Below are 20,310 nucleotides of genomic sequence, written 5' to 3' on the forward strand. Positions count from 1 at the left end.
AATTTGGGGCAGCCCGGGCTGCAAATGCATAAAAAATAAAAACAGCAACTCCCGATTGGAAAGTTGCTGTCTTAAATTTACAAAACGTTAGGGAATTTCCCTAAAAAACTACTTGATATCTACCAGTTCTACCTCGAAACGCAGGGAAGCATCGGCTGGAATATCGGCGCCGGCGCCTTGCTGGCCGTAAGCCAGGGTAGAAGGAATAAGCAAAGTAGCTTTCGCACCTTTGTTCAACAGAGCAATGCCTTCGTCCCAACCGCGGATCACCATGCCCTGGCCGATCTGGAATTCGAAAGGAACACCGGCTTTGGCCGAAGAATCGAACTCTTTGCCATCGAAGGTTGTGCCACGGTAGTTTACGGCTACGATCTGACCCGGTTTAGGAGTAGGACCGGTGCCTTTCTTCGTGATGATATAGTACAGGCCGGATGGCGTTTTCTGAGCCGTCAGGTTCTGCTCTTTCAGGTATTTCTGAATGTTCTCGTCGTCTACCGCAATCTGCTTTTCGGCGTGCGCCTGCATTTCCTTCATCTTTTCTTCCTGCATTTTCTGCTGATCGGCCATGGCCTGCTCTTTGCTCTGCAGTTTTTCGGCTACAATGTGGAAGGTAAGCTTGCTGCCTTTTTTAATGAATGGCGGCAACGGCTGCTGGTAAGATTTTGCGAATAACGTATCGGCGCTGATCTTGAAAACGGCGCTGTCGCCCGGCTTCAGCATTAGTAAAGCACCTTCCAGGCTGCCTTTGTAAGGCGCCGCATTCATCAGGGCCATAGCTGGTTGCTTAGCAGTATAAGTGCTGAACAGTACGGAGTCTTTGTCGTTCTTCACTACCTGTTGCATGGTCATTACCTGGCCAATAAGGCTGGTATCGGAGGCTGCATTCTCTTTTGGTTCGTATTTACCGTCTTTGCCTTTCGAGAAGATCATATATTCCAGGCTTCCTTCACCTTGCGTGAATTCGCCTTTTTTACCTTTATCCTGGCAAGATTGCATCAGGAACATACCGGCTAATACCGGCACTAAAAATTTAGCTTTGTTTAGCATGACTGGGTTATGGTTTAAAATCTTTTATGCGGAATAATTTTATGCAGAATGAATAAGTTGCTCTTTGTATTGCGGCAACAGTAATTCGAGTTTGGTTACGGTAGCTTCCAGAGTATCGTAAGAAATGCCACCAGCCGCGTTGTGGTGGCCGCCGCCGTTAAAATGCGCCCGCGAAAATTCGTTTACCGAAAAATCGCCTACGCTGCGGAAGGAGATCTTTACGGCCGGGCCGCGGTCTATGAGTAATGCCGCAAACACAATGCCTTCAATGGAAAGCGCAAAATTTACCAGCCCTTCGGTATCGCCGGTGCGGGAATCGTATTCCTTCAGTTCTTCCTGGGTAATGGCAATGTAGGCGGTATTGTATTCGGGGTGCACCACCAGCTTGTCTTTCAGGGCATAGCCTAAAAAACGCAGGCGGGTTAAGGTGTGGTTGTCGTAAATTAAGCGGTGCACTCTGGCGGTATTCACCCCGGCAGCGATCAGTTCGGCAATGATCAAATGCACGTTGCGCGACGTGCTGGGATGGCGGAACGAACCGGTATCGGTCATGATGCCGGCGTACAAACATTCTCCCATGGCCGCATCGATCAGGGCTTCGTCGCCCATAGCCCGGATCACTTCAAAAATGAGTTCGGCAGTAGCAGCGGCGCTGGTTTTGGAAATGGTTATATCGGCAAAGTCTTCCGGGAACATGTGGTGGTCGATCATTACCTTTTTGCCTGGCGCTTTTAATACCATGTCGCCCATTTCGTTAATGCGGCTGATGGCGGAAAAATCCAGGCAGAAAATTACTTCGGCCTCGTTCACCAGCTGACGCACCTTTGCATCGGAATGCTGGTCGTAAACCACCACTTCGTCGTGGCCGGCCATCCAGTTCAGGAAAGCCGGGTAATCGGAGGGGGTAACCACAATAACCTGGTGGCCTTTCTTTTTGAGATAGCCCGCCAGCCCCAGGCTCGAACCCAGCGCATCGGCGTCGGGTTTGTGGTGGGTGGTAATAAGTATTTTTTTAGGCGTGGCCAGCAATTCGCGGAGCGCCGTTATTTCCTGCATTTCCTTCATAAAGCCGTAAGGCCAAAAAAAATAATCCGCAAAATTCCATATAAATTAAATGGAAAACAAATTAATAGACATAAGTATCGGGAAGTAAGACAAAAGACTTTTCCGGTCTTAAAGCATCGCGTTTTTATTTCGATGGCTGAATGTTCGGGATTCAGTTGTTCGACTTTTTAGGCCTGAAAGCATAGCCTTTTTTTAGACGAATGATGCAAGGCACAGCGCTCGCGGCTTTTTAGCCCGAAAACCATTCCGTTTTGGAGTTGCAGATTTCTCAGAAGAGAATTGGTTACCGATAAACAGATTTCCGGATTTCTGTATTACTTTTGCAGGCTGATTTAAAGTGGCAGGTTAACGAGCCTGCGCGTTTTCGGATCCTGGCAACTTTTAATTCCTAATTTTTAATTTCTAATTGATATAAAGAAGATGGCAACAAACAGAACGTTTACCATGATCAAGCCAGATGCGGTACAGGACAACCACATTGGCGCAATTACCCAAATGATGGAAGAAGGCGGTTTCCGCGTGGTAGCCATGAAAAAAACGCTTTTAACCAAAGAGCGCGCCGGTGATTTCTATGCTGTGCACAAAGAGCGTCCGTTCTACAACGACCTGGTTTCTTACATGAGCAAAGGCCCGATCGTAGCTATGATCCTGGAAAAAGACAACGCGGTAGAAGATTTTCGTAAACTGATCGGCGCTACCAACCCGGCTCAGGCTGAAGAAGGCACCATCCGGAAGCGTTTCGCGAAATCGATCGAGTCGAACGCCGTTCACGGTTCCGATTCTGATGAGAATGCGAAAATTGAAGGCGATTTCTTCTTCAAAGCTGACGAGCAGTTTTAATTAGTATCTGATAGCAAGTAGCAGGTATCTTGACTTTTTTGGTCTGAAACCCTAGCATTTTTAAGATCAAACCTCCCGGGTTTATAAACCTGGGAGGTTTTTTTGTGTCTGAGGTTTTTCAATTCCAGCGTTCGTAAACTAAAGCAGGCGGCAATGAAAGTCTGAACACGATTTTAAGGATTTTTGGGATGGGCAGGATTTTCGTCAGAATCAGGATTTACAGAAACGAAGTTCGGCGTAGCCAATTTTAGAATTATCAGAATTGACCCCACCCAACCTCCCCTAAAAACAGGGGAGGGCTCTTATTCTGCTATCCCGGTAATTAATCACTCCCAACCCCTGCTTATCAAGTAGAGGAGCTTTGAAACCGTCAGCTGAAGCAGCCGGCAATGAAGTTTGTCTGAACACGATTTTCAGGATTTTGGGGATGGACAGGATTTTAACACCCTTTCATCCACTCTGATTTCACGATATCGCCAGCGCAGCGTTTCCTGAAAATCACGTATTGAAGAAAACTAAACTAAAACAAAGCAAGCTACGGAGGTGCATGATACCAGTTTCTGTGAGAGCGGCCTCCAAGACTTCCGGTGCCTTCAGGCAGCCCGCAAGGGCAGGAAGGGTTGCAGCCGCGAACACAGAAACGAAGCCACCCGGCTTGAGGGAGAAAGCTAACTATGAAAGTAAAAAGTTATGGGTTAAAACTGAAGCCCATCTGAAAAGGAGAAGCAAAAGTCTTTCCCTGTTTTAGCTATTTAGGCGGGTAAAACGCTATCCATTCTACCACAAAAAGTCAATTGCAAACTTTAAATAGATATCTCCTGTCGTCGAGATGACAAAAAGCGGCATGCTTTTAACCATAAAAACTCAGTAGCAAACTTAACCACTATCTCCATGAGATTTGACTCCGCTGAACCTTCGGTATCTCATATCGTCGAAATGACGAAGAAAAAACGCTATGCTTTCGACCATAAAAAGTCTTAAGTCTTGTGTCTTATATCTTGTGTCTTCTAAAAAACTGCTATCTTTCAAGCTGCAATTAAACCCAGTAAAACCAATGGCCGAAGAACAGGGGCATTTCAAGCGCGAACTCAAACTTTTTGATGCAGTAATGATGGTAGCCGGCACGATGATCGGTTCCGGGATCTTTATTGTGAGCACCGATATTGCCCGCAACGTAGGCAGCTCCGGTTATCTGCTTTTGGTATGGGTGCTCACCGGTTTTATGACCATAGTTGGCGCATTGGCGTACGGCGAGCTGGCCGGCATGATGCCCAAGGCCGGCGGCCAATACGTGTACCTGCGCGAAGCCTACAATCACCTCGTTTCTTTCCTGTATGGCTGGACGCTTTTTCTGGTAATCCAGACCGGAACCATTGCCGCTGTTGGCGTAGCGTTTGCGCGTTTCACCGGCGTATTAATTCCCTGGTTTTCCGAAACAAACGTGCTGCTGGAAATCGGTAATTTTAAATTCACCTCGGTACAACTTTTAGCCATTTCCTGCATTGCGTTTCTTACTTTCCTTAATTCCAGGGGCGTGAAAAACGGCAAGATGATTCAGAACATTTTCGGCAGCACCAAAATTCTCGCTTTGTTCGGATTAATTGCCATCGGATTGCTTTTCGGCATAAATGAAGAGGTGGTGCAGCAGAATTTCTCCAATATGTGGAATGCCAAAGCTACCGTAGTTGATAACGGCGTAGTTACGTCAATTTCTTCGCTGGCGGGTTGGGGCCTGATTGCGGCTATCGGCATGGCCATGGTAGGTTCGTTGTTTTCTTCCGATGCCTGGAATAACATCAGTTTTTCCGGCGACGAAGTGGTGAACCCGGAGAAAAATATTACCCGCAGCATGGTGATCGGCACGATGCTGGTAACCGGCATTTATCTGTTGGTGAACCTTGTTTATCTGCTCGTTTTACCATTGAAAGGAAGTCCGGAAGGCACCGATGTGTTAAGCAAAGGCATTCAGTTTGCCAATAACGACCGCGTAGCCACCGCCGTAGCCTATGCGGTTGGCGGCGGGAAAGCTACCATTGTAATTGCATTATTAATTATGGTTTCCACGTTCGGCTGTATTAACGGCTGCATTTTATCAGGTGCCCGGGTGTATTACGCCATTGCCAAAGATGGTCTGTTTTTCCGGCCGATGGCGAAGCTGAACCCGAAAGGTGTACCGGCGAATGCGTTGTGGTTACAGGGTTTATGGGCGGCTTTGCTGTGCCTTTCCGGCACCTACGGCAACCTGCTCGATTATGTAATTTTTGCGGTGCTGCTTTTCTACATTCTTACCATTGCCGGCGTGTACATTTTGCGGAAAAAGAGACCTGATGCGCCGCGCCCGTACAAAGCTGTCGGTTACCCGGTTTTGCCAGCCATGTACATTTTCCTGGCCGGAAGCATTTGCCTTATTTTACTTATTTATAAACCAAATTATTCTTGGCCGGGTCTTATAATTGTGGCCCTGGGAATTCCGGTCTATTATTTATTCCGGAACACAATTCGCGGGAGCAAAGTATAAGGGTTTTTATCTGTAGTATAGGGCTTAAACCCTACGCTACAAGTTATTTTAACCTAAAACTTTTAGTTAATTGAATAAACTACGGTTCAGGATCAGGCAGTATTTCGGTTTTTCGCAGCGCGAAACGTCGGGTTTTCTGGTGCTGCTGGCGTTAATGGCGGTTTTTCTGATCCTGCCACTTTTCCTCAGACCAAAGCCCGAAACTTACGACCCCACCCACGACCAGCAGGTTTTAGACAGTTTAGCCGCCGTTTTAGATGCCCGCGAAGTAGTTCGTCGCAGCACTTTTTACGCCAAAAAACCTACCGTTTCTTTAAAGCCTTTTAACCCGAACCAGCTTACTGAACAACAATGGATCGACTTCGGTATGAAGCCCTGGCTGGCTAAACGCATTCTGAATTACCGGCAAAAAGTAGGCGACTTTAAAAGCAAAGCCGACGTTCAGAAAATCTACGGCCTGCCCGATTCTGTTTACCAAAAATTCGCGCCGTATATCTTACTCCCGGAAACCGCCGAAAACGCTAGGGATTTTGCCGCAAAAACTGCCGGAACCTACGAAAACCGCAAGTTCGAAAGTGCGAAGAAACCATTCCGATTGCAAGCTTTCGATATTAATTTAGCCGATACCACCGAACTTAAACGCATCCGCGGCATCGGCTCCAAACTTTCCGTTAGAATTCTGAAATACCGCGACCGGCTGGGTGGCTTTACTTCGGAAGAACAAATTCAGGAAGTCTTCGGCCTGCAACCCGAAACCGTGGACAGCCTGCGCAAATACACCTACGTAGAAAACGATTACAGCCCCAAAAAAATAAACCTGAACACGGTAACGTTTGAAGAGCTGAAATCGCACCCGTACCTTAAATTCAACCAGAGCCGCGCCATAATTGCTTACCGCGACCAGCACGGGCCTTACCAGAAAATAGAAGACCTTAGAAAGATCAAGCTCATGGACGAAGCCACGTTTGCAAAACTGCGGCCGTACCTTGCGCTTTAAATGTTTTTACGGAACTTCGCTGCCGCATGAAGGAAATTTTAAAGTCGTATCAGCGCAGGCTCATCAACCTTTCGGGCAACAACCGGGCTTTGGTTTTGCGCCGCTTAACTGCCGGCCTGCACCTGGATCTGCACAGCTTCGATTTTATAAATTCCCAGCCCACTTTTGAATTGCTCCGCGAAATTATTGCCGGGAAAAAGCTGGTTTCTATGGCTCCTTTCGCCGATCCGCGCCGGGCAGAGGTTGCCGTTTTAAGCCAGAAACTGAAGGCGATCTTGCGCCGCGTGGCCCTGCTGAAAGAAGAACGCGGCACCGAAGAATTGTATGTGGGTTGGCCTTTGGTAACCGGAAAACTGAACGATGGAACTACCTTGCGCTGTCCGCTTTTATTTTTTCCGGTTTCGCTGGAATTGAACGCCCGGCAACAATGGGTTTTAAACCAGGCGAAAGATTCAGCGCCCATTTTTAACCAGAATTTCCTGCTGGCCTATGCGCATTACAACCAGCTCCCCGCCGACGAAAACCTGTTGAATTTCGACTTTTCTGATTTCCCGAAGGACGCGCTCGAATTCCGGACCAAATTGTATGAATTGCTCAAAACCAGCAGCCTGCAACTTAACTTCAACCAGCAACTTTTCGAGGACAAGATCATCCCGTTCCGCAGCTTTACCAAAGCCGAAACGGAACAGCAATTCAGGCCCGGAGAACTGAAATTATATCCCGAAGCGGTGCTCGGTATTTTTCCGCAGGCCGGCTCGTATTTAATGGCCGATTACGACGAACTGCTGCAAAACCCGGAACTGAATTCCTTCGAAGCGCTATTTAAAACCGAAACAGAAACAAAGAATCCGGCCGGAAATCTGGAGCAGAATACCTTTGCCGTTTTTGACCTGGATGCGTCGCAGGAACTGGTTTTGCAGGAAGTAAAACGCGGCAGATCGGTAGTGGTACAAGGCCCACCGGGAACCGGAAAATCGCAGCTGATCTGCAACCTCGTTACCGATTTTGTGGCGCGTGGCAAAACGGTTTGGGTAGTGTGCCAGAAACGCGCCGCACTGGATGTGGTCTACAACCGTTTAGCTGCCAAAGGTTTCGGGAATTTTGCGTCCGTAGTACACGATTTTGAAGCGGACCGTCGGAAAGTTTTTAGCCAGTTGAAACTCCAGATTGAAGAAGTAGAAACCTATAAAAAACAAAATAATCAGCTGTCAATTGTTTTCGCCGAACGGAAATTCCTGGAAACCAGCCGTCGGATAAACCAGATTCTGCAACAACTTTCCGATTTTAAAACTGCGCTGTTCGATGCCTCCGTTTGCGGCTGGCCGGCCAAGGAATTATACCTGCGTAGTTCGCTGAAAGATGCCACGGTTGAGCTGCCGGAATTCCGGGTTTTCACCGCCGGAACGCTACCGTTTTTCCTGCCAAAAATCGAAGCTTATTTAACGGCCGCCGAACAGTTTGATGCGCCGGGTTTTATACTTGCTGACCGGAAAAGTTTTGCGAACTACAACTGGCCCGAACAAAAAAAACTGAAGCAATTTGCATTAGAAATTCCATTAGCTTTTGCAAGGTTCCACGCCGGCATTCCGGAAGAAGTGCAAAGGAAACATTCCACTTTTGAAGCCTGGAGATTGCTGCAAACCGAAGCCACGAACTTAAAAGCGTTGGTTAATTTACTGAAGAATAAAGAGGCAGTTTTGGCGCCGTTTTCTGTCCTGCTTTCGCAAACTTCAGCTCAAAATGAACAAAATTTAAAAACGCTGAAACAACTAGAGAAAAACTTTGCGGATGAACCGGTTTTTCTTAGCGAGAGCAACTTGCAAAATGCAGTAAATGAGCTGGAAACCTACCGGCAAAGTCGGGCAAATATCTGGCAGAAAACCAGGTGGCAATTGCGCTCGAAAGCTAACTTTATACAGGTTTTAACTTCCTTTAACCTGCCGTATTCCGAAACCGGAATCTCAACTTTACACCACCGGCTGGCAATACTGCAGGAAAGGCAGGAATTGCAAAAAACCTTAGAGCAGCTTCTTGGGAAAAAAAATCCCGAGCTTTCTAACGAACCAGAAGCCAGAAACCGGCAATTCGAAACGCTGAAAAATGCGGTTCAGGCCGCGCAGCTGTCAAAAAAACTACTTCGCAAAAAACTGCTTTCAGAAGATGCCGAAACGGTAGGGTTTCAGTCGCAGAAACTGCTGCAGGCCTTAGAAAATCTTGAAACTGCTGCGGAACATTGGAGCGAATATTTAACCGTAAACCAGCTTGAAAAACTGGCCACAGATCCGGATTTTGAACAGGAATTTATTGTCAGTTTAGAAAAGCATTTTGAGGCGATTGCCGCTCATGATCTGCGTTTTGAAGGATTTTCTGAACCTGAAAAAACGGTAGCAAAAACGCTGCAAAAACTGCCCGGAACGGTGGCAGAAAAACGAACTGCTTTTCAGAATTCGGTTTTGCTGAACTGGCTTTTGGAGCTGGAAAATAAATATCCGGTACTGAAAATTGCCGGCCCGGAAATTGAAAAACTGGAAACCGAATTGCAGGAATTGATCTTGCAGAAACAGCAGCTCAGCCACGAAATTGTGCTTACGCGGCTGCGCGAAAGAACGTACTGGAATCTGGAAAAAAACCGGCTCGGCAACGTGGTTTCGTACCGCAAACTTTACGCCCAGGTCAGCAAAAAACGTAACCTGTTTTCGCTGCGCAAATTACATGCAAATTTTTCGGACGAAATTCGGGATCTGGTACCTTGCTGGCTCGCTTCCCCGGAAACCATTTCGGCCGTTTTTCCGCTTTCGCAGCAACCCGATCTGGTTATATTCGATGAAGCTTCGCAGGCATTTGCCGAAACCGGTTTGCCGGCCATTTTCCGGGCGAAACAGGTGGTAATTGCCGGCGACGAAAACCAGTTAGCACCCACCGATCTTTACCGCGCGCGCTGGCAGGACGAAGACCCGGAAACCGAAGAATTATTCGTGGAATCGCTTTTGCAGCTGGGTAGTTTGCATTTGCCGCAGCATTGGCTCACGCAGCATTACCGCAGCCGTTTTCCGGAACTGATCCAGTTCTCGAACCAGCATTTTTACCGCAATAAACTGCAGCTTATTCCGGAGCGGAATGATCTGGAAAATGCTGCGCCGGCTATCCGGTTTATAAAAGTAAATGGCCTTTGGGAAAATCAAACCAACCAACCGGAAGCCGAACAGGTAGTGAATTTGCTGTTCCAGTTATTGGCCGAAGGACAGGCAGACATTGGTATCATCACTTTTAATTTCGCGCAGCAAAGTTTCATTCAGGACCTGGTAGAAGGCGAGGCGGCAATACGTAAAATTGCGGTGCCCGAAACGGTGCTTATCAAGAATATCGAGAACATGCAGGGTGATGAAAAGCAGGTCGTTATTTTCTCGGTTGGTTACGCGGCCGATGTGAACGGAAAAGTGGTTTCTCAGTTTGGCAGCCTAAGCCAGGCAAAAGGGGAAAACCGCCTGAACGTGGCTATTACGCGGGCCATTTCCAAAATTTACGTGGTTTCTAGTTTGTTTGCCGATGAACTGAAAACGGATCATGCAAAGTACGAAGGACCTAAAATGTTGCGGGAGTTTCTGCGGTTTGCCCAAGCTGTTTCGGAAGGCAAATTTATCTGGCAGCCTGAAAATACTGAAACGGAAGGGCAGGAGTTTTTCCTGAAAGATAGATTGCTGAACGAAGCGAAAACGGTAGGGAAATTAAACAAAAAACTGCCTTTCGCCGATCTGGTTTTAAGCCGGGAAAACCAAACCTATTGCCAGCTTTTTCGCACCGACGATGATCTGTATTTCAGCCAGCTTTCGGCGCGGCAAACGCATTTCGATGTACCTTTCCGGCTGCAAACCCGTAAGTGGCCTTACCGCACGTTTTACAGCCGCCAGTTCTGGCAAGATCCGGAAACCGTGCTACACAAAATTGAAGAAACTTCATGTTGAAATACAAACTTTTTACCCTTTACATTTTTCTGCAAACTACGCTGTGCGGCTGCCAGCAAGATAAAAACCGCGCCGATTTCCAAACCGTTGACCAGGCTTACCAGATTACCCAAATAGCTAAAATGAATAAAGCCGAAGTGGCCGAAAGTTCCGGATTTGCCTGGGCAGAAGATGAAGGCACGCTCTGGACCCACGGCGACGGCGGTGGTACCAATGTGCTTTATAAAGTAAATCTGCGCGGCGAATTGCTCGAAACCAGAACCATTCCGAATACGACCAACGATGATTGGGAAGACCTGACCAAAGATAAAGCCGGCAATATCTACATCGGCGATTTCGGGAACAACAACAATAAACGCCGCAACCTGCGCATTTTTAAAGTCGATCTGCAGGATTCCTCTAAAGTAGATACGATCCAGTTCCGTTACGAAGACCAGCAGGAATTTCCGCCTGAAAAAAAGGACCGTAATTTCGATTGCGAAGCTTTTTTCTGGCACAACGGCAAGCTTTATCTATTTACCAAAGACCGGGGGCGGGAAGAACTGGTAAAAGTATACGAGCTGCCTGATGACCCCGGGAATTATGTGGCTAAAAAAGTAGACCAGTTGCAGATCAATACCATGATCACGGCCGCCGCAATTAACCCCTCCGGGAAACAGTTTGCGCTGCTGGGCTACGGAAAGATCTACCTGTTTGAACTCTCTGGCAATAAGCTTTTCGACGGTAAAAAATACTGCATTCCGGTCGGTAAATCGGGACAGGCTGAAGCCCTGGTTTTTGAGAATGATCAGGACCTGATCTTCAGCAACGAGAACGGGAAAATTTTCAGGGTAAAAAAGAAATAGATGCCTTCAGGCAAAAGGAGTTTCGGAGGCTGGAAGCATAGCGTTTTTTTTAAGCGAAGCGGGTTTTCTGGCGCCGACTTTTAACGGTTTGGCCTGCAATTTCTGACCGGTGGAGGGAATTTTGCTCAACCAAATTTCCCGGTTTCAGTTTAAACAAATAATCAGTAAATCACGCATTCACTCATCACGCAATAGCAGCTATGCAGGAAACTATCTTAATAACCGGCGCTACCGGCACGGTTGGCAACCAGGTTGTAAACAAGCTTTCTAATTTGAATGTAAAAGTACGGGCCGGGGTGCATTCCATTATTAAAGGCGAAAACCTGAAATACCCGAACGTGGAGCTCTGTGAGATCGAATTTCGCAAACCGGAATCCTTAAAAGCTGCTTTTACCGGCGTAGACCGCGTTTTCATGATTACCCCGATGACCGATGACCAGGTGGAAATAGGCAAACTGCTGATAGATGCCGCCAAAGCTGCGGGCGTAAAACACGTGGTTAAACTCTCCGCGGCCGGCGCCGAAGCCGAGAACGGTATTCAACTGGGTCGCTGGCACCGCGAAGTAGAAAGATACCTCGAAGAATCAGGCTTGAATTATACCATTTTACGGCCTGCATCCTTCATGCAGAACTTCGTAAATTTTTACGGCGACAGTATCCGGAAAGCGAATAAAATATACCTGCCGCTGGGCCATGGAAAAGTAAGTTTTATTGATGCCCGCGATATTGCCAATGTAGCTGGTCGCGTACTGACTTCTGATAATTTTCGCAACGAGGCACTTTATATTACCGGTCCGGAAGCGCTCACAGGAGAGGAAATTGCCCAGTCTATTTCTGAAGCTACCGGCCGCCAGATCGAGTTTGTAGATGTGCCTGAAGATGCTGCCCGGCAGGAAATGCAGCAAATGAACATGCCCGAATGGATGGTAAATGCCCTGATGGAATTGCACCAGGTTTGTAAAGCTGGCCAGGCAGCTACCGTAACCGATACTACCGAAAAAGTAACCGGACATAAAGGGTATACTTTCCGGGATTTTTGCCAACACTACGCCGATTGCCTTTAGCAGTGATCAGGAATAAACGGTAGCCTTTTCGACATAAAAAGTCACAACCTGAACTTATAACTTCAGCAACAAGCCAAAGATCGCTGCGTTGCTGAAGTTTTTTATTTGGTTGAAACTGGCTTAAGTGTTTTCTGAGTTTCGGTTAGAAACCGTTTGCTTTTAAGAGTGTTTTCACCTGCGTTAGCGCATATGTAGTTCAGCGAGTAGTTAATGAAAACCTCAGAACGGCTTTTAAGCCGGGGTACCGCATTTAACCAGAAATTTAATATCATAAAAAAAGCCCCGGCAATTTGCCGGGGCTTTTTTTATAAGCTAGTCAGAAAAATTAATATTCGTCGCTCATGTTGCGGTTACCGCGGGAAGAACGATAATCTTCGTCCTGATCGTAGCCGCCATGCGATGAGCTGCCATGAGAACCGCCTCTGCCATAATTGCCCCGGCCGGAATTTTCGTCGGAACGATACGAAGCGCTGCCGCCGTATCCGCCCTGGGAGCCTCTTCTGGAGCCCATTTCTTCGTTGTAAGAACCGCCGCGGTTGCCCTGGCCATAAGAGCCATAACCCCCCTGGTTGCTCATGCCACGGCCGTAACCGCCCTGGCCGCCCTGCGAGCCGTAACCGCCTTGCGAACGGTTGCCGTAAGAATCATTCTCGTTGCGATAGTTGCTATAGCCCCCCTGCGAGCCCTGATTGCCTTGTGAGCCGTAGCCAGAATTTCCGCTCTGGTTGCCCCAGCTTCCCCGCTGCGAGGTACCAGAATTGTCCTGGTCGTAGCCGCCATAACCGCGATCCATGCCACCCTGGTTGCCATACTGGCCGCCATGGTTGCCTTGTCTGCCTTGCGAGCTATATCCACCTTGAGATGTATGTCCGTAACCGCCACGCGAACCGAAGTTGTCCTGATCGTGACCGCCCCAGTTACCTTGCTGGTGCATTCCGCCACCGCGCATCTGGTTTTCACGGCCCTGGCCCTGGTTGTAGTTGCTCATATTGCCATAGTTAGAAGAACCGTAGCCGCTTTGCGAACCATAACCACCGCTTTGGGTGCCGTGGCTTCCGCCCTGCGAGCCGTAGCCGTATTGGCTTCCGCCGCCCTGCGAACCACCGCTCATGCCGCGGCTGTAATTGCCCTGACCACCGGAAGATCCGCCCCAGTTACCCTGGTTACGGTTCTGGTCCTGGTTACCCCAGTTGCCCTGGTCGCCTTGCGAACCGTAGCCCCCTTGCGTAGAGCCGCCATAGCTCATCTGGTTGCCGTAGCTGCCAAACTCATTGCCGTAGCCGCCATAATTTCCCTGGCCCTGGTTTTGAGAAGAACCCCGGCCTCCGCTCTGGCTTTGTGAGCCATAGCCGCCGCGGGACGAGAAAGAATCATCATTGTCGTCGTCTTCCATGCCGGAATTATAGCTGCCCATGTTGCCCTGGCCTTGCGAACCCCAGTTCTGGTTATAGCTACCATAACCGCCTTGGTTGGAGCTGCCGTAACCGCCCTGGCTTTGTGAGCTCATGCCACTGTTATCGGATGAAGAAGATGAACGGGATGATCTGGATCCTGATTTGGAAGAACCACTGGAAGAACCTGCTGTAGCCGATTTTCCGGTAGATTTTCCGGTGGTCTGGCTGCTGGTTTTTGCAGATGGTGAAGAAGAAGATGTGGAACCAGATTTAGTCTTGGAGCCTGTTGAAGCAGTACGGCTGCTGCTACCTGTTGAGGTAGTTTTTGAACCGGTTTTATTGCCGCTGGCAGAGCTGCTGCCGGAAACGCCGGTGTTGCTGCTTTGCGTACCACCCGACATCATAGAAGAAGAGGAACTGCCCATGCCTGACATACCTGACATGCCTGACTGGTTTGCACCAGACGTCGATTTTGAATCTGAGCTAGCGTCTGAACTGGAAGACTGACCTGGATTTTTTTGATTTTCTGCCATACTGATTTTTCTCCTTTTTAAATGAATTTAAGTGTAGATGAATAAATTTTACAGTAAAGCCGGTAGTGCAGAATTGCAGCGCCGGATGCTGCCAGAATTTTATGCCGGGAAGTGAATCTTTCCGCCTGAATTTGCGCAGCGAATTAGCTATACGCTTAATCCTCAGTCAGGTTCATGCTTCAAAGTAAATTGTTGAATAAAAATATATTAAATTGGTATATTTTCTTTCTGCCGCTGCCGCTGACTTACTTTTGCAGGAGCGTTAAAGTAAAGATGTGATCTGCTTCGCCGAAAAGCGTATTGCCGGTAAAAAACGCTATGGTTTAAAACCGAAAAACTTCCGGTTCAGATGAATGGTAAAGACCTGGTAGTAAAAAGCGGTTTTAATTTTCAGAAGTTTTTGTAACAACGCTATACTAATTTGAAATTAATTCCGTACCTTTGATACATTAATAATAATTATTTTTTTATGAAAACTGGTAAAGTAAAATTCTTTAATGAGTCAAAAGGTTTCGGTTTCATCGTTTCTGATGAGAACAACCAGGATATCTTCGTTCACCAGAGCGGTCTTATCCACGAGATTCGCGAGAACGATCGCGTTTCTTTCGAAGTAACTGAAGGTAAAAAAGGTTTGAATGCGGTTAACGTTGAGCGTATCTAATTACGCCCTCGTTTGAGGATATATCCCTAAAGTGAAAGATTCAGCCGGCTCCCCAAGAGCCGGCTGTTTTTTTATGCCCGTTTTCTGCGTTTTAATACCTGCGCTACTTCTTCCGGCTTCTTCCCTTCGGTGCCCAGGTCTATCATTTCTTCCGCTTCCTGCACTTCCTCGTATTCCGGTTCCGGCACGTCATGTTCATCGGCTTCCAGCGGTTCGTAATTTAAACGTACCAGGATCGGGAAGTGGTCGGAACCAAAAAAGGGCAGGCGCTTCATTCTTATAAGCCGGAAAGCCGGATCGTAGAAAATATGGTCTAAAGAATACCGGAAAAAGGGCACGAACGCATTATAAGTATTATAAAAACCCCGGCCGATCCGCGGATCTAATAAACCGCTTATCCGCCGGAAAAGCCGGGTGGTGTAGCTCCAGGCCACATCGTTCAGATCGCCGGCCACAATGCTGGCATATGTTGTTTCCCTGGCTTTTTTGGCCACGATCAAAAGTTCGGCTTCGCGCTTATCGGTGTGTTTGTCGAAGTTAGGCGGCTGCGGGTGCACGGTAAAAAGATCGAATTTCTTGCCCGTTGGCAGTTCTATAACGCAGTAAAACGAGGGAATTTCGTCTTCTATTAGATAGCGGATCTCGTACTCTGTGATCTTGAATTTAGAATACAGGATCATGCCGTAAGTGTTTTCCAGCGGCTTTTTTATGGAATACGCATATAACTGGTTTAACCGCGAAATGGCATCGGTCCAGCGTTGGTTCGGTTCGTTTATAAGCAGAATATCCGGGTCGTTTTCGTGCACGATCTTCAGAAATTTATCGTAGCGAGTATTGCTCATCCGCACGTTGGAGATCATAAAGCTGAAAGAATTTTTCGGGGCTTTTATTTTACTGCGCAGCGCCTGCACCGGTGCCAGCCAGGTGTAGCGGTACACATGCAACATTTCGTTTAAAAAAGCCAGGGCCAGCAAAACCCCAAAAAGAATTTCGGCACGGTGCCTGATCTCGAAAAAAATGAGGTATAAAGCCAATACTACCGCCGAAACGAAGGCCACCTGCATGCGCGGAAAATCGAGTACCCGGATCCACCAGTAGTGCGTTTTAATAAGCGGCAGCAACGAAAGCAGGATCATGAACGAGCCTACCACTTCTAAAGCAATTTTCATTTTTTTTTCGTCCGGAATATAGTGTTTATGGAATACCACAGAAACCGGTTTGAGGTTGCTGTTTATTTCCACGAAAACGGTATTGTTTTAACCGGAAAAAGTGGCTGGAAAAAAGAAAACCGGCCTGCTGCTGCAAACCGGTTTTTAAGAGGAAACGATAGCGTTTTTATTCCTGCGTTTCTACCCGCACGCCTACAGCCATAATGCCCGGCAACGGATCGCGGCGCATGTATTGCTGTAATTTTATGGTATAAGTGCCGGGCTGCGCAAAGGTCTGGTCTTTAAGCGCCAGCACCTGGTGGTCAAAAATATCGCCGGCGCCATCGCCAAGCGGCTTGCCCGATTTTTTATCCATCAGGTATAACTCATGCAGGTTGGTAGAAAGCATGTTACCGTCGGGGCCGAGCAGCGTGTGCTTCATATACAGGTTATAATATTCGTAAGAAACCGCGTTCCGCACGTTAAAGTAGATCGCGTATTTTTTAGAAGTATCTTTCACTTCGAACTTAAATTCCTGGATCGCAGCAATGGGCCAGGAATTGTTTTCGAGGTCCTGGTTCAGTTCAAAGATCCGGTTCTGATCGCAACTGCTCAGAAAAAAAGAGAGCATTACAAACGCCGGAAGCAGGTATTTTTTCATAGGTTATTCGGTAGGTTTTGGCGGCCGTGGTTTGTTGAAATTACGGTTCCGGTTGCGGTTGCGGTTCTGGTTGGCGCGGTCCGGGCGGTTTTCGCCGGCAGCAGCGCCTTCTGGTCTTTCAGTTGCTGGTTCGCGTTTTTGTTCCGGACGTTCGCTTCTTTCAGGTCTTTCCGTGCGTTCTGGCCGTGGGCCTCTTTCCGGGCGTGGTCCGCGGCTTTCCCGGTTCGGCCGGCGGTTTTCCGGACGTTCGCTTCTTTCAGGTCTTTCGCTGCGTTCCGGTCTGGCTTCGCCGGAAGCTTGTTTCGGCGGTTTTTCCGGCCTTTCGGCGCGTGGCATTTTAGGGCGATCGAGTTGCTTTTGCTGCGCCGCCTGTTGCACGCCTTCTACTAAACTTTGTAAACCGGCCGGTTTCTTTTTCTTCTTCTTTTTAGTCTTCGACTTGAATTTATCGTCCAGGCGTTCCAGGTTTCCTTCCAGTTGCGCAGCCAGTAACTCTTTGTGCGTAGGCTCTTTGATAACCTCTACCAGGTTTTCCGGGTGCTGGCCATCGCTGTTCAGTTTCTGAATTTCCTTTACGCGGCCCACCGGCACCGGGTGCCAGTTATTATCGCCCCGGAAACCAAACCACATGATCTTTTTAAAGATGTCGGTTTTCTGCAGGAAAGCTTCGCCTTTCTGGGTTTGCAGCGGGCGGTTCACCGTCGGAATATCTTTGAGCGCGTCCATATACGTTTCCAGTTCGTAGTTCAGGCAGCATTTTAAGCGCCCGCACTGGCCGGAAAGTTTGCTCGGGTTCAGCGATAAATTCTGGTAACGCGCCGCCGTGGTAGAAACGCTTTTGAAATCGGTAAGCCAGGTAGAGCAGCAAAGTTCGCGGCCGCAGGAACCAATACCGCCCAAACGGCCGGCTTCGTGGCGCAAACTGATCTGGCGCATTTCCACCCGGATCTTAAACTCATCGGCCAGTTTCTTGATCAGGTCCCGGAAATCGACGCGGTCTTCGGCGGAATAATAAAAAGTAGCCTTGGTTTTATCCGCCTGGTATTCCACGTCCGAAAGCTTCATTTTCAGGCTGAGTTCCTGAATGATCTGCCGGGCGCGGTACATGGTGCCGTTTTCCTGGAGCTTTACCGCTTCCAGTTTTTCGAGGTCTTTTTCGGTGGCAATGCGGTAAATGCTTTTTATTTCTTCGTTGTTGTCAACTTTCTTTTTAAGCATTTGCAGGCGCACGAGTTCGCCTTTCAGCGAAACGTAGCCCACGTGCTGGCCATTCGGAACTTCTACCACCACCGGCTCGCCGGTTATAAGCGGTAAATTGTTCGAATTCCGGTAAAAATCTTTGCGCCCGCCTTTAAAACGAACTTCTACTATATCAAATTCTTCAAACGACGTGGGCATTTCCATGTCGCTGAGCCAATCAAAAACATTGAGCCGGTTGCAACCGCCGGTACTACAGCCGCCGTTGCTTTTACAGCCGCCCACTTTCGTGCCACAGCCGCCCCCGCTCGAACAAGATCCACATCCCACTTTAAAATTCTCCTTTTATATCGTTTAGGGTTGTATACATTTTTAGCAATTAACAAATATAATCAAATATACGGCCGGTCAGCATTTTTTCTTGCACGAACCAGGCCGGGCAACCAGCATTTGTTGCCCGGAAACGCTACCGTTTTTAATTATAAAAGTCTGGGTTTTTATTCCATCTCAGGTTCCCTCTGCGCACCTAAGGAAGGTAAGGCCGGAAACCTGAAATACAGGTTTAGAAATTTTTCCCGGTGGCATAACAAAAAAGAGGAAGAATAAGCTTCCTCTTTAACAGAAAAAAATTGGACTCGTTCCGAAAACAAAATGCTGAAACGGTAGGGTCTACGTTCGGAAAAGTGCCGATGCGTTTATTTTTTCTTCACCGGTTTTTTCTTTTCGGTCAGATTATCGAACGATTTTTCGAGTTCTTTGCGTTTCAGGTCTCGGGTAATTTCGATAAGTTTTTCGTCCAGAATGCACTCGATGGCGTTTTGCAAAACCGGGAAATACCGCAGGCATTCTTCTTCGCTGAGTTCGTGCACATCTTTGTTCAGAATACTGAACATGTCGCGTTTTTCTACCAGGTAAGGTGGCAAATGATTTTTGAGCAGCGCAATGCGTTTCTGCAGTGGCGAAGCCAGGTATTCGAGCTCGTTCCACTTTTCGTCGGCAAAAATTTCTTTGTGTGCATCTTCCAGCAAATGGTCGAAAATGCGTTTGAGGTAAATAAACGAGCCCAGGCCAACATTCAGAGCCGCCAGACCTACGGCGCGGTTAAATTCGGCATACCGATCGGTGCCTAATATCCGCTTGTATTTTTTAAGCGAATGGTGCGCAATATCCATTAAAGAGGGGTACTGGCCGATCTTGATCAGGATATTGTCTTTGATGTAGAAATTGAACAGCATGAGGTGGTTTTCGTTGCGTGAGCATTTCAGCTTTACCGTAAAAACCTTTTTGTGCGAAAAATATTTGGGCAAGGTAAAAACCCGCTCCATCAGTTTGCTTGCATTAGACGTGTATGCCACGCCCGGTACGTAATCGGTCAGGTTATCGAAACCGGTGAACGTACTTTCTTTGTTGCATCCCACGCAGAACATATCGAGTTGGCCGCTGAAGCGCAGAATATCTACCAGTTTGTATTCCAATGCCGAATTCAGTTCCAGTTTGTCGTAAAGCGGCATTTTGAGGAAAAGATCCTCTATTCTTAACGTTTTATTGTCCATAGCCAATACCGGAAGTTTGGTACAGAGTGCCGGTTAAGCTTATACGGAAAAACGGTAGGGTTAGGAGGTGAAAAAATAGGGAAGGAGTGGGTTCTAAATGTTTTGGTTGTTTTTGTCAATCAGAGCATCAGCGAAGAGCTTCTTCAGCGGCTAGTGGTTTTTCAGTTATAAAGCTTACCGTTTTGTTTTCGTTATCCCGGCGCCAGGAGAAACCGAAGGTTCGGTGGAGCCAAATGAATAGGAAATGAACAAGTCTTACAATTCTACCCATCTCAAAAATCCTGAAAATCCTGATTCAGACAGTTTCATTACCGATGCGCTTCTGCTTCACCTAGTTGCTTGGGTCGCCGGTCCTATTTTGCGCACGTTCGTCTGTTTTCCGTTCTCAAAGGTTTTTACCATCGTAGGCTTGCCGTCTTCATCAAAATATTCCCAATCGCCGAAGTAGTACCAGTGAATTTCTGCCGCCGAAACATCGAGCTGGCTTTTGCCCTGCGAACTTACCTTGCCGTTTTCGTGAAAGAACTGGTTATAGCTGATATTGTGGCGGTATTTTTCTTTGCGCGCTATTTTGCCACCCAGGTAATATTTCCATTTTCCATGCTCGATGCCGTTTTTATAACGCCCGCCATATTTATAAACCTGCGTGCCCAGCGTATCGGCAAATTCCCAGCGCCCGTGCCTTTTTCCTGCTTTGTTGAACTGGTTCGTTTTGCAGGAAGAGAAAATGATAGCGAAAACAAATAGAAATAGGCGGAAGCTAATAAGTTTCATAGAAAACCGGTTTCAAATGGAATGACACCTGCTTTCTAAAATAAGCGAGAA

At 47.7% G+C, this 20,310-nt stretch carries 16 protein-coding genes; 8 read left to right on the forward strand and 8 right to left on the reverse strand.

Annotated features, from left to right (window positions below; all coding sequences use genetic code 11):
- Positions 1 to 108: 108 nt before the first annotated feature.
- Positions 109 to 1,047, reverse strand: coding sequence for an FKBP-type peptidyl-prolyl cis-trans isomerase (locus tag I5M27_RS16185; protein WP_200507370.1), 939 nt, complete (start codon positions 1,045 to 1,047; stop codon positions 109 to 111).
- A gap of 39 nt (positions 1,048 to 1,086) precedes the next feature.
- Complete coding sequence (locus tag I5M27_RS16190) at positions 1,087 to 2,103, reverse strand: DHH family phosphoesterase (protein WP_200507398.1); 1,017 nt, start codon at positions 2,101 to 2,103, stop codon at positions 1,087 to 1,089.
- A 429-nt stretch (positions 2,104 to 2,532) separates the two neighbouring features.
- On the opposite strand from I5M27_RS16190, the gene I5M27_RS16195 reads away from it, so the two are divergent.
- The 6 genes from I5M27_RS16195 to I5M27_RS16220 all read left to right on the forward strand — a co-directional run bounded on the left by I5M27_RS16195 (position 2,533) and on the right by I5M27_RS16220 (position 12,338).
- The gene (locus I5M27_RS16195; RefSeq protein ID WP_200507371.1) at positions 2,533 to 2,952 is read left to right on the forward strand and encodes a nucleoside-diphosphate kinase; all 420 of its coding nucleotides are present in this window, start codon (positions 2,533 to 2,535) and stop codon (positions 2,950 to 2,952) included.
- Positions 2,953 to 4,006: 1,054 nt separating this feature from the next.
- The gene (locus I5M27_RS16200; RefSeq protein WP_200507372.1) at positions 4,007 to 5,470 is read left to right on the forward strand and encodes an APC family permease; all 1,464 of its coding nucleotides are present in this window, start codon (positions 4,007 to 4,009) and stop codon (positions 5,468 to 5,470) included.
- Between the two features lie 70 nt (positions 5,471 to 5,540).
- Complete coding sequence (locus I5M27_RS16205; protein WP_200507373.1) at positions 5,541 to 6,467, forward strand: ComEA family DNA-binding protein; 927 nt, start codon at positions 5,541 to 5,543, stop codon at positions 6,465 to 6,467.
- A 26-nt stretch (positions 6,468 to 6,493) separates the two neighbouring features.
- Positions 6,494 to 10,429: an AAA domain-containing protein gene (locus tag I5M27_RS16210; RefSeq protein WP_200507374.1), complete on the forward strand. Its 3,936-nt coding sequence runs from the start codon at positions 6,494 to 6,496 to the stop codon at positions 10,427 to 10,429.
- Positions 10,423 to 11,274 carry an SdiA-regulated domain-containing protein gene (locus tag I5M27_RS16215; RefSeq protein WP_200507375.1) on the forward strand — a complete coding sequence of 284 codons (852 nt, stop codon included), beginning with the start codon at positions 10,423 to 10,425 and terminating at the stop codon, positions 11,272 to 11,274. Before I5M27_RS16210 ends, I5M27_RS16215 begins: the two co-directional genes overlap by 7 nt.
- A gap of 200 nt (positions 11,275 to 11,474) precedes the next feature.
- Positions 11,475 to 12,338 (forward strand): SDR family oxidoreductase, encoded by an 864-nt coding sequence (locus I5M27_RS16220; protein ID WP_200507376.1) that lies wholly within the window; start codon positions 11,475 to 11,477, stop codon positions 12,336 to 12,338.
- Positions 12,339 to 12,663: 325 nt separating this feature from the next.
- On the opposite strand, the gene I5M27_RS16225 is transcribed toward I5M27_RS16220, so the two are convergent.
- The gene (locus tag I5M27_RS16225; RefSeq protein ID WP_200507377.1) at positions 12,664 to 13,845 is read right to left on the reverse strand and encodes a hypothetical protein; all 1,182 of its coding nucleotides are present in this window, start codon (positions 13,843 to 13,845) and stop codon (positions 12,664 to 12,666) included.
- On the opposite strand from I5M27_RS16225, the gene I5M27_RS16230 reads away from it, so the two are divergent.
- Positions 13,844 to 14,239 (forward strand): hypothetical protein, encoded by a 396-nt coding sequence (locus tag I5M27_RS16230; RefSeq protein WP_200507378.1) that lies wholly within the window; start codon positions 13,844 to 13,846, stop codon positions 14,237 to 14,239. The genes I5M27_RS16225 and I5M27_RS16230 overlap by 2 nt on opposite strands.
- 495 nt (positions 14,240 to 14,734) lie before the next feature.
- The gene (locus tag I5M27_RS16235; protein WP_200507379.1) at positions 14,735 to 14,926 is read left to right on the forward strand and encodes a cold-shock protein; all 192 of its coding nucleotides are present in this window, start codon (positions 14,735 to 14,737) and stop codon (positions 14,924 to 14,926) included.
- Between the two features lie 71 nt (positions 14,927 to 14,997).
- On the opposite strand, the gene I5M27_RS16240 is transcribed toward I5M27_RS16235, so the two are convergent.
- The 5 genes from I5M27_RS16240 to I5M27_RS16260 all read right to left on the reverse strand — a co-directional run bounded on the left by I5M27_RS16240 (position 14,998) and on the right by I5M27_RS16260 (position 20,259).
- Positions 14,998 to 16,095: an endonuclease/exonuclease/phosphatase family protein gene (locus tag I5M27_RS16240; RefSeq protein WP_200507380.1), complete on the reverse strand. Its 1,098-nt coding sequence runs from the start codon at positions 16,093 to 16,095 to the stop codon at positions 14,998 to 15,000.
- Between the two features lie 166 nt (positions 16,096 to 16,261).
- On the reverse strand, positions 16,262 to 16,735 hold the full coding sequence (locus tag I5M27_RS16245; RefSeq protein WP_200507381.1) for a gliding motility lipoprotein GldH: 474 nt from the start codon (positions 16,733 to 16,735) through the stop codon (positions 16,262 to 16,264).
- A 3-nt stretch (positions 16,736 to 16,738) separates the two neighbouring features.
- On the reverse strand, positions 16,739 to 18,133 hold the full coding sequence (gene ricT, locus I5M27_RS16250; RefSeq protein ID WP_200507399.1) for a regulatory iron-sulfur-containing complex subunit RicT: 1,395 nt from the start codon (positions 18,131 to 18,133) through the stop codon (positions 16,739 to 16,741).
- A 494-nt stretch (positions 18,134 to 18,627) separates the two neighbouring features.
- A complete protein-coding gene (locus tag I5M27_RS16255; protein ID WP_200507382.1) occupies positions 18,628 to 19,485 on the reverse strand; it encodes a hypothetical protein in 858 nt (285 codons plus the stop codon).
- A gap of 327 nt (positions 19,486 to 19,812) precedes the next feature.
- A complete protein-coding gene (locus I5M27_RS16260; RefSeq protein WP_200507383.1) occupies positions 19,813 to 20,259 on the reverse strand; it encodes a toxin-antitoxin system YwqK family antitoxin in 447 nt (148 codons plus the stop codon).
- Between the last annotated feature and the right edge of the window lie 51 nt (positions 20,260 to 20,310).

Source organism: Adhaeribacter terrigena (assembly GCF_016623615.1).
GTDB classification, from domain to species: domain Bacteria; phylum Bacteroidota; class Bacteroidia; order Cytophagales; family Hymenobacteraceae; genus Adhaeribacter_A; species Adhaeribacter_A terrigena.

Coding starts and splice junctions, on each gene's coding strand:
- I5M27_RS16185 (WP_200507370.1), bottom strand. CDS start 1,047: ATGCTAAACAAAGCTAAATTTTTAGTGCCGGTATTAGCCGGTATGTTC.
- I5M27_RS16190 (WP_200507398.1), bottom strand. CDS start 2,103: ATGCAGGAAATAACGGCGCTCCGCGAATTGCTGGCCACGCCTAAAAAA.
- I5M27_RS16195 (WP_200507371.1), top strand. CDS start 2,533: ATGGCAACAAACAGAACGTTTACCATGATCAAGCCAGATGCGGTACAG.
- I5M27_RS16200 (WP_200507372.1), top strand. CDS start 4,007: ATGGCCGAAGAACAGGGGCATTTCAAGCGCGAACTCAAACTTTTTGAT.
- I5M27_RS16210 (WP_200507374.1), top strand. CDS start 6,494: ATGAAGGAAATTTTAAAGTCGTATCAGCGCAGGCTCATCAACCTTTCG.
- I5M27_RS16215 (WP_200507375.1), top strand. CDS start 10,423: ATGTTGAAATACAAACTTTTTACCCTTTACATTTTTCTGCAAACTACG.
- I5M27_RS16220 (WP_200507376.1), top strand. CDS start 11,475: ATGCAGGAAACTATCTTAATAACCGGCGCTACCGGCACGGTTGGCAAC.
- I5M27_RS16230 (WP_200507378.1), top strand. CDS start 13,844: ATGCCACTGTTATCGGATGAAGAAGATGAACGGGATGATCTGGATCCT.
- I5M27_RS16225 (WP_200507377.1), bottom strand. CDS start 13,845: ATGAGCTCACAAAGCCAGGGCGGTTACGGCAGCTCCAACCAAGGCGGT.
- I5M27_RS16235 (WP_200507379.1), top strand. CDS start 14,735: ATGAAAACTGGTAAAGTAAAATTCTTTAATGAGTCAAAAGGTTTCGGT.
- I5M27_RS16240 (WP_200507380.1), bottom strand. CDS start 16,095: ATGAAAATTGCTTTAGAAGTGGTAGGCTCGTTCATGATCCTGCTTTCG.
- I5M27_RS16245 (WP_200507381.1), bottom strand. CDS start 16,735: ATGAAAAAATACCTGCTTCCGGCGTTTGTAATGCTCTCTTTTTTTCTG.
- ricT (WP_200507399.1), bottom strand. CDS start 18,133: ATGCCCACGTCGTTTGAAGAATTTGATATAGTAGAAGTTCGTTTTAAA.
- I5M27_RS16255 (WP_200507382.1), bottom strand. CDS start 19,485: ATGGACAATAAAACGTTAAGAATAGAGGATCTTTTCCTCAAAATGCCG.
- I5M27_RS16260 (WP_200507383.1), bottom strand. CDS start 20,259: ATGAAACTTATTAGCTTCCGCCTATTTCTATTTGTTTTCGCTATCATT.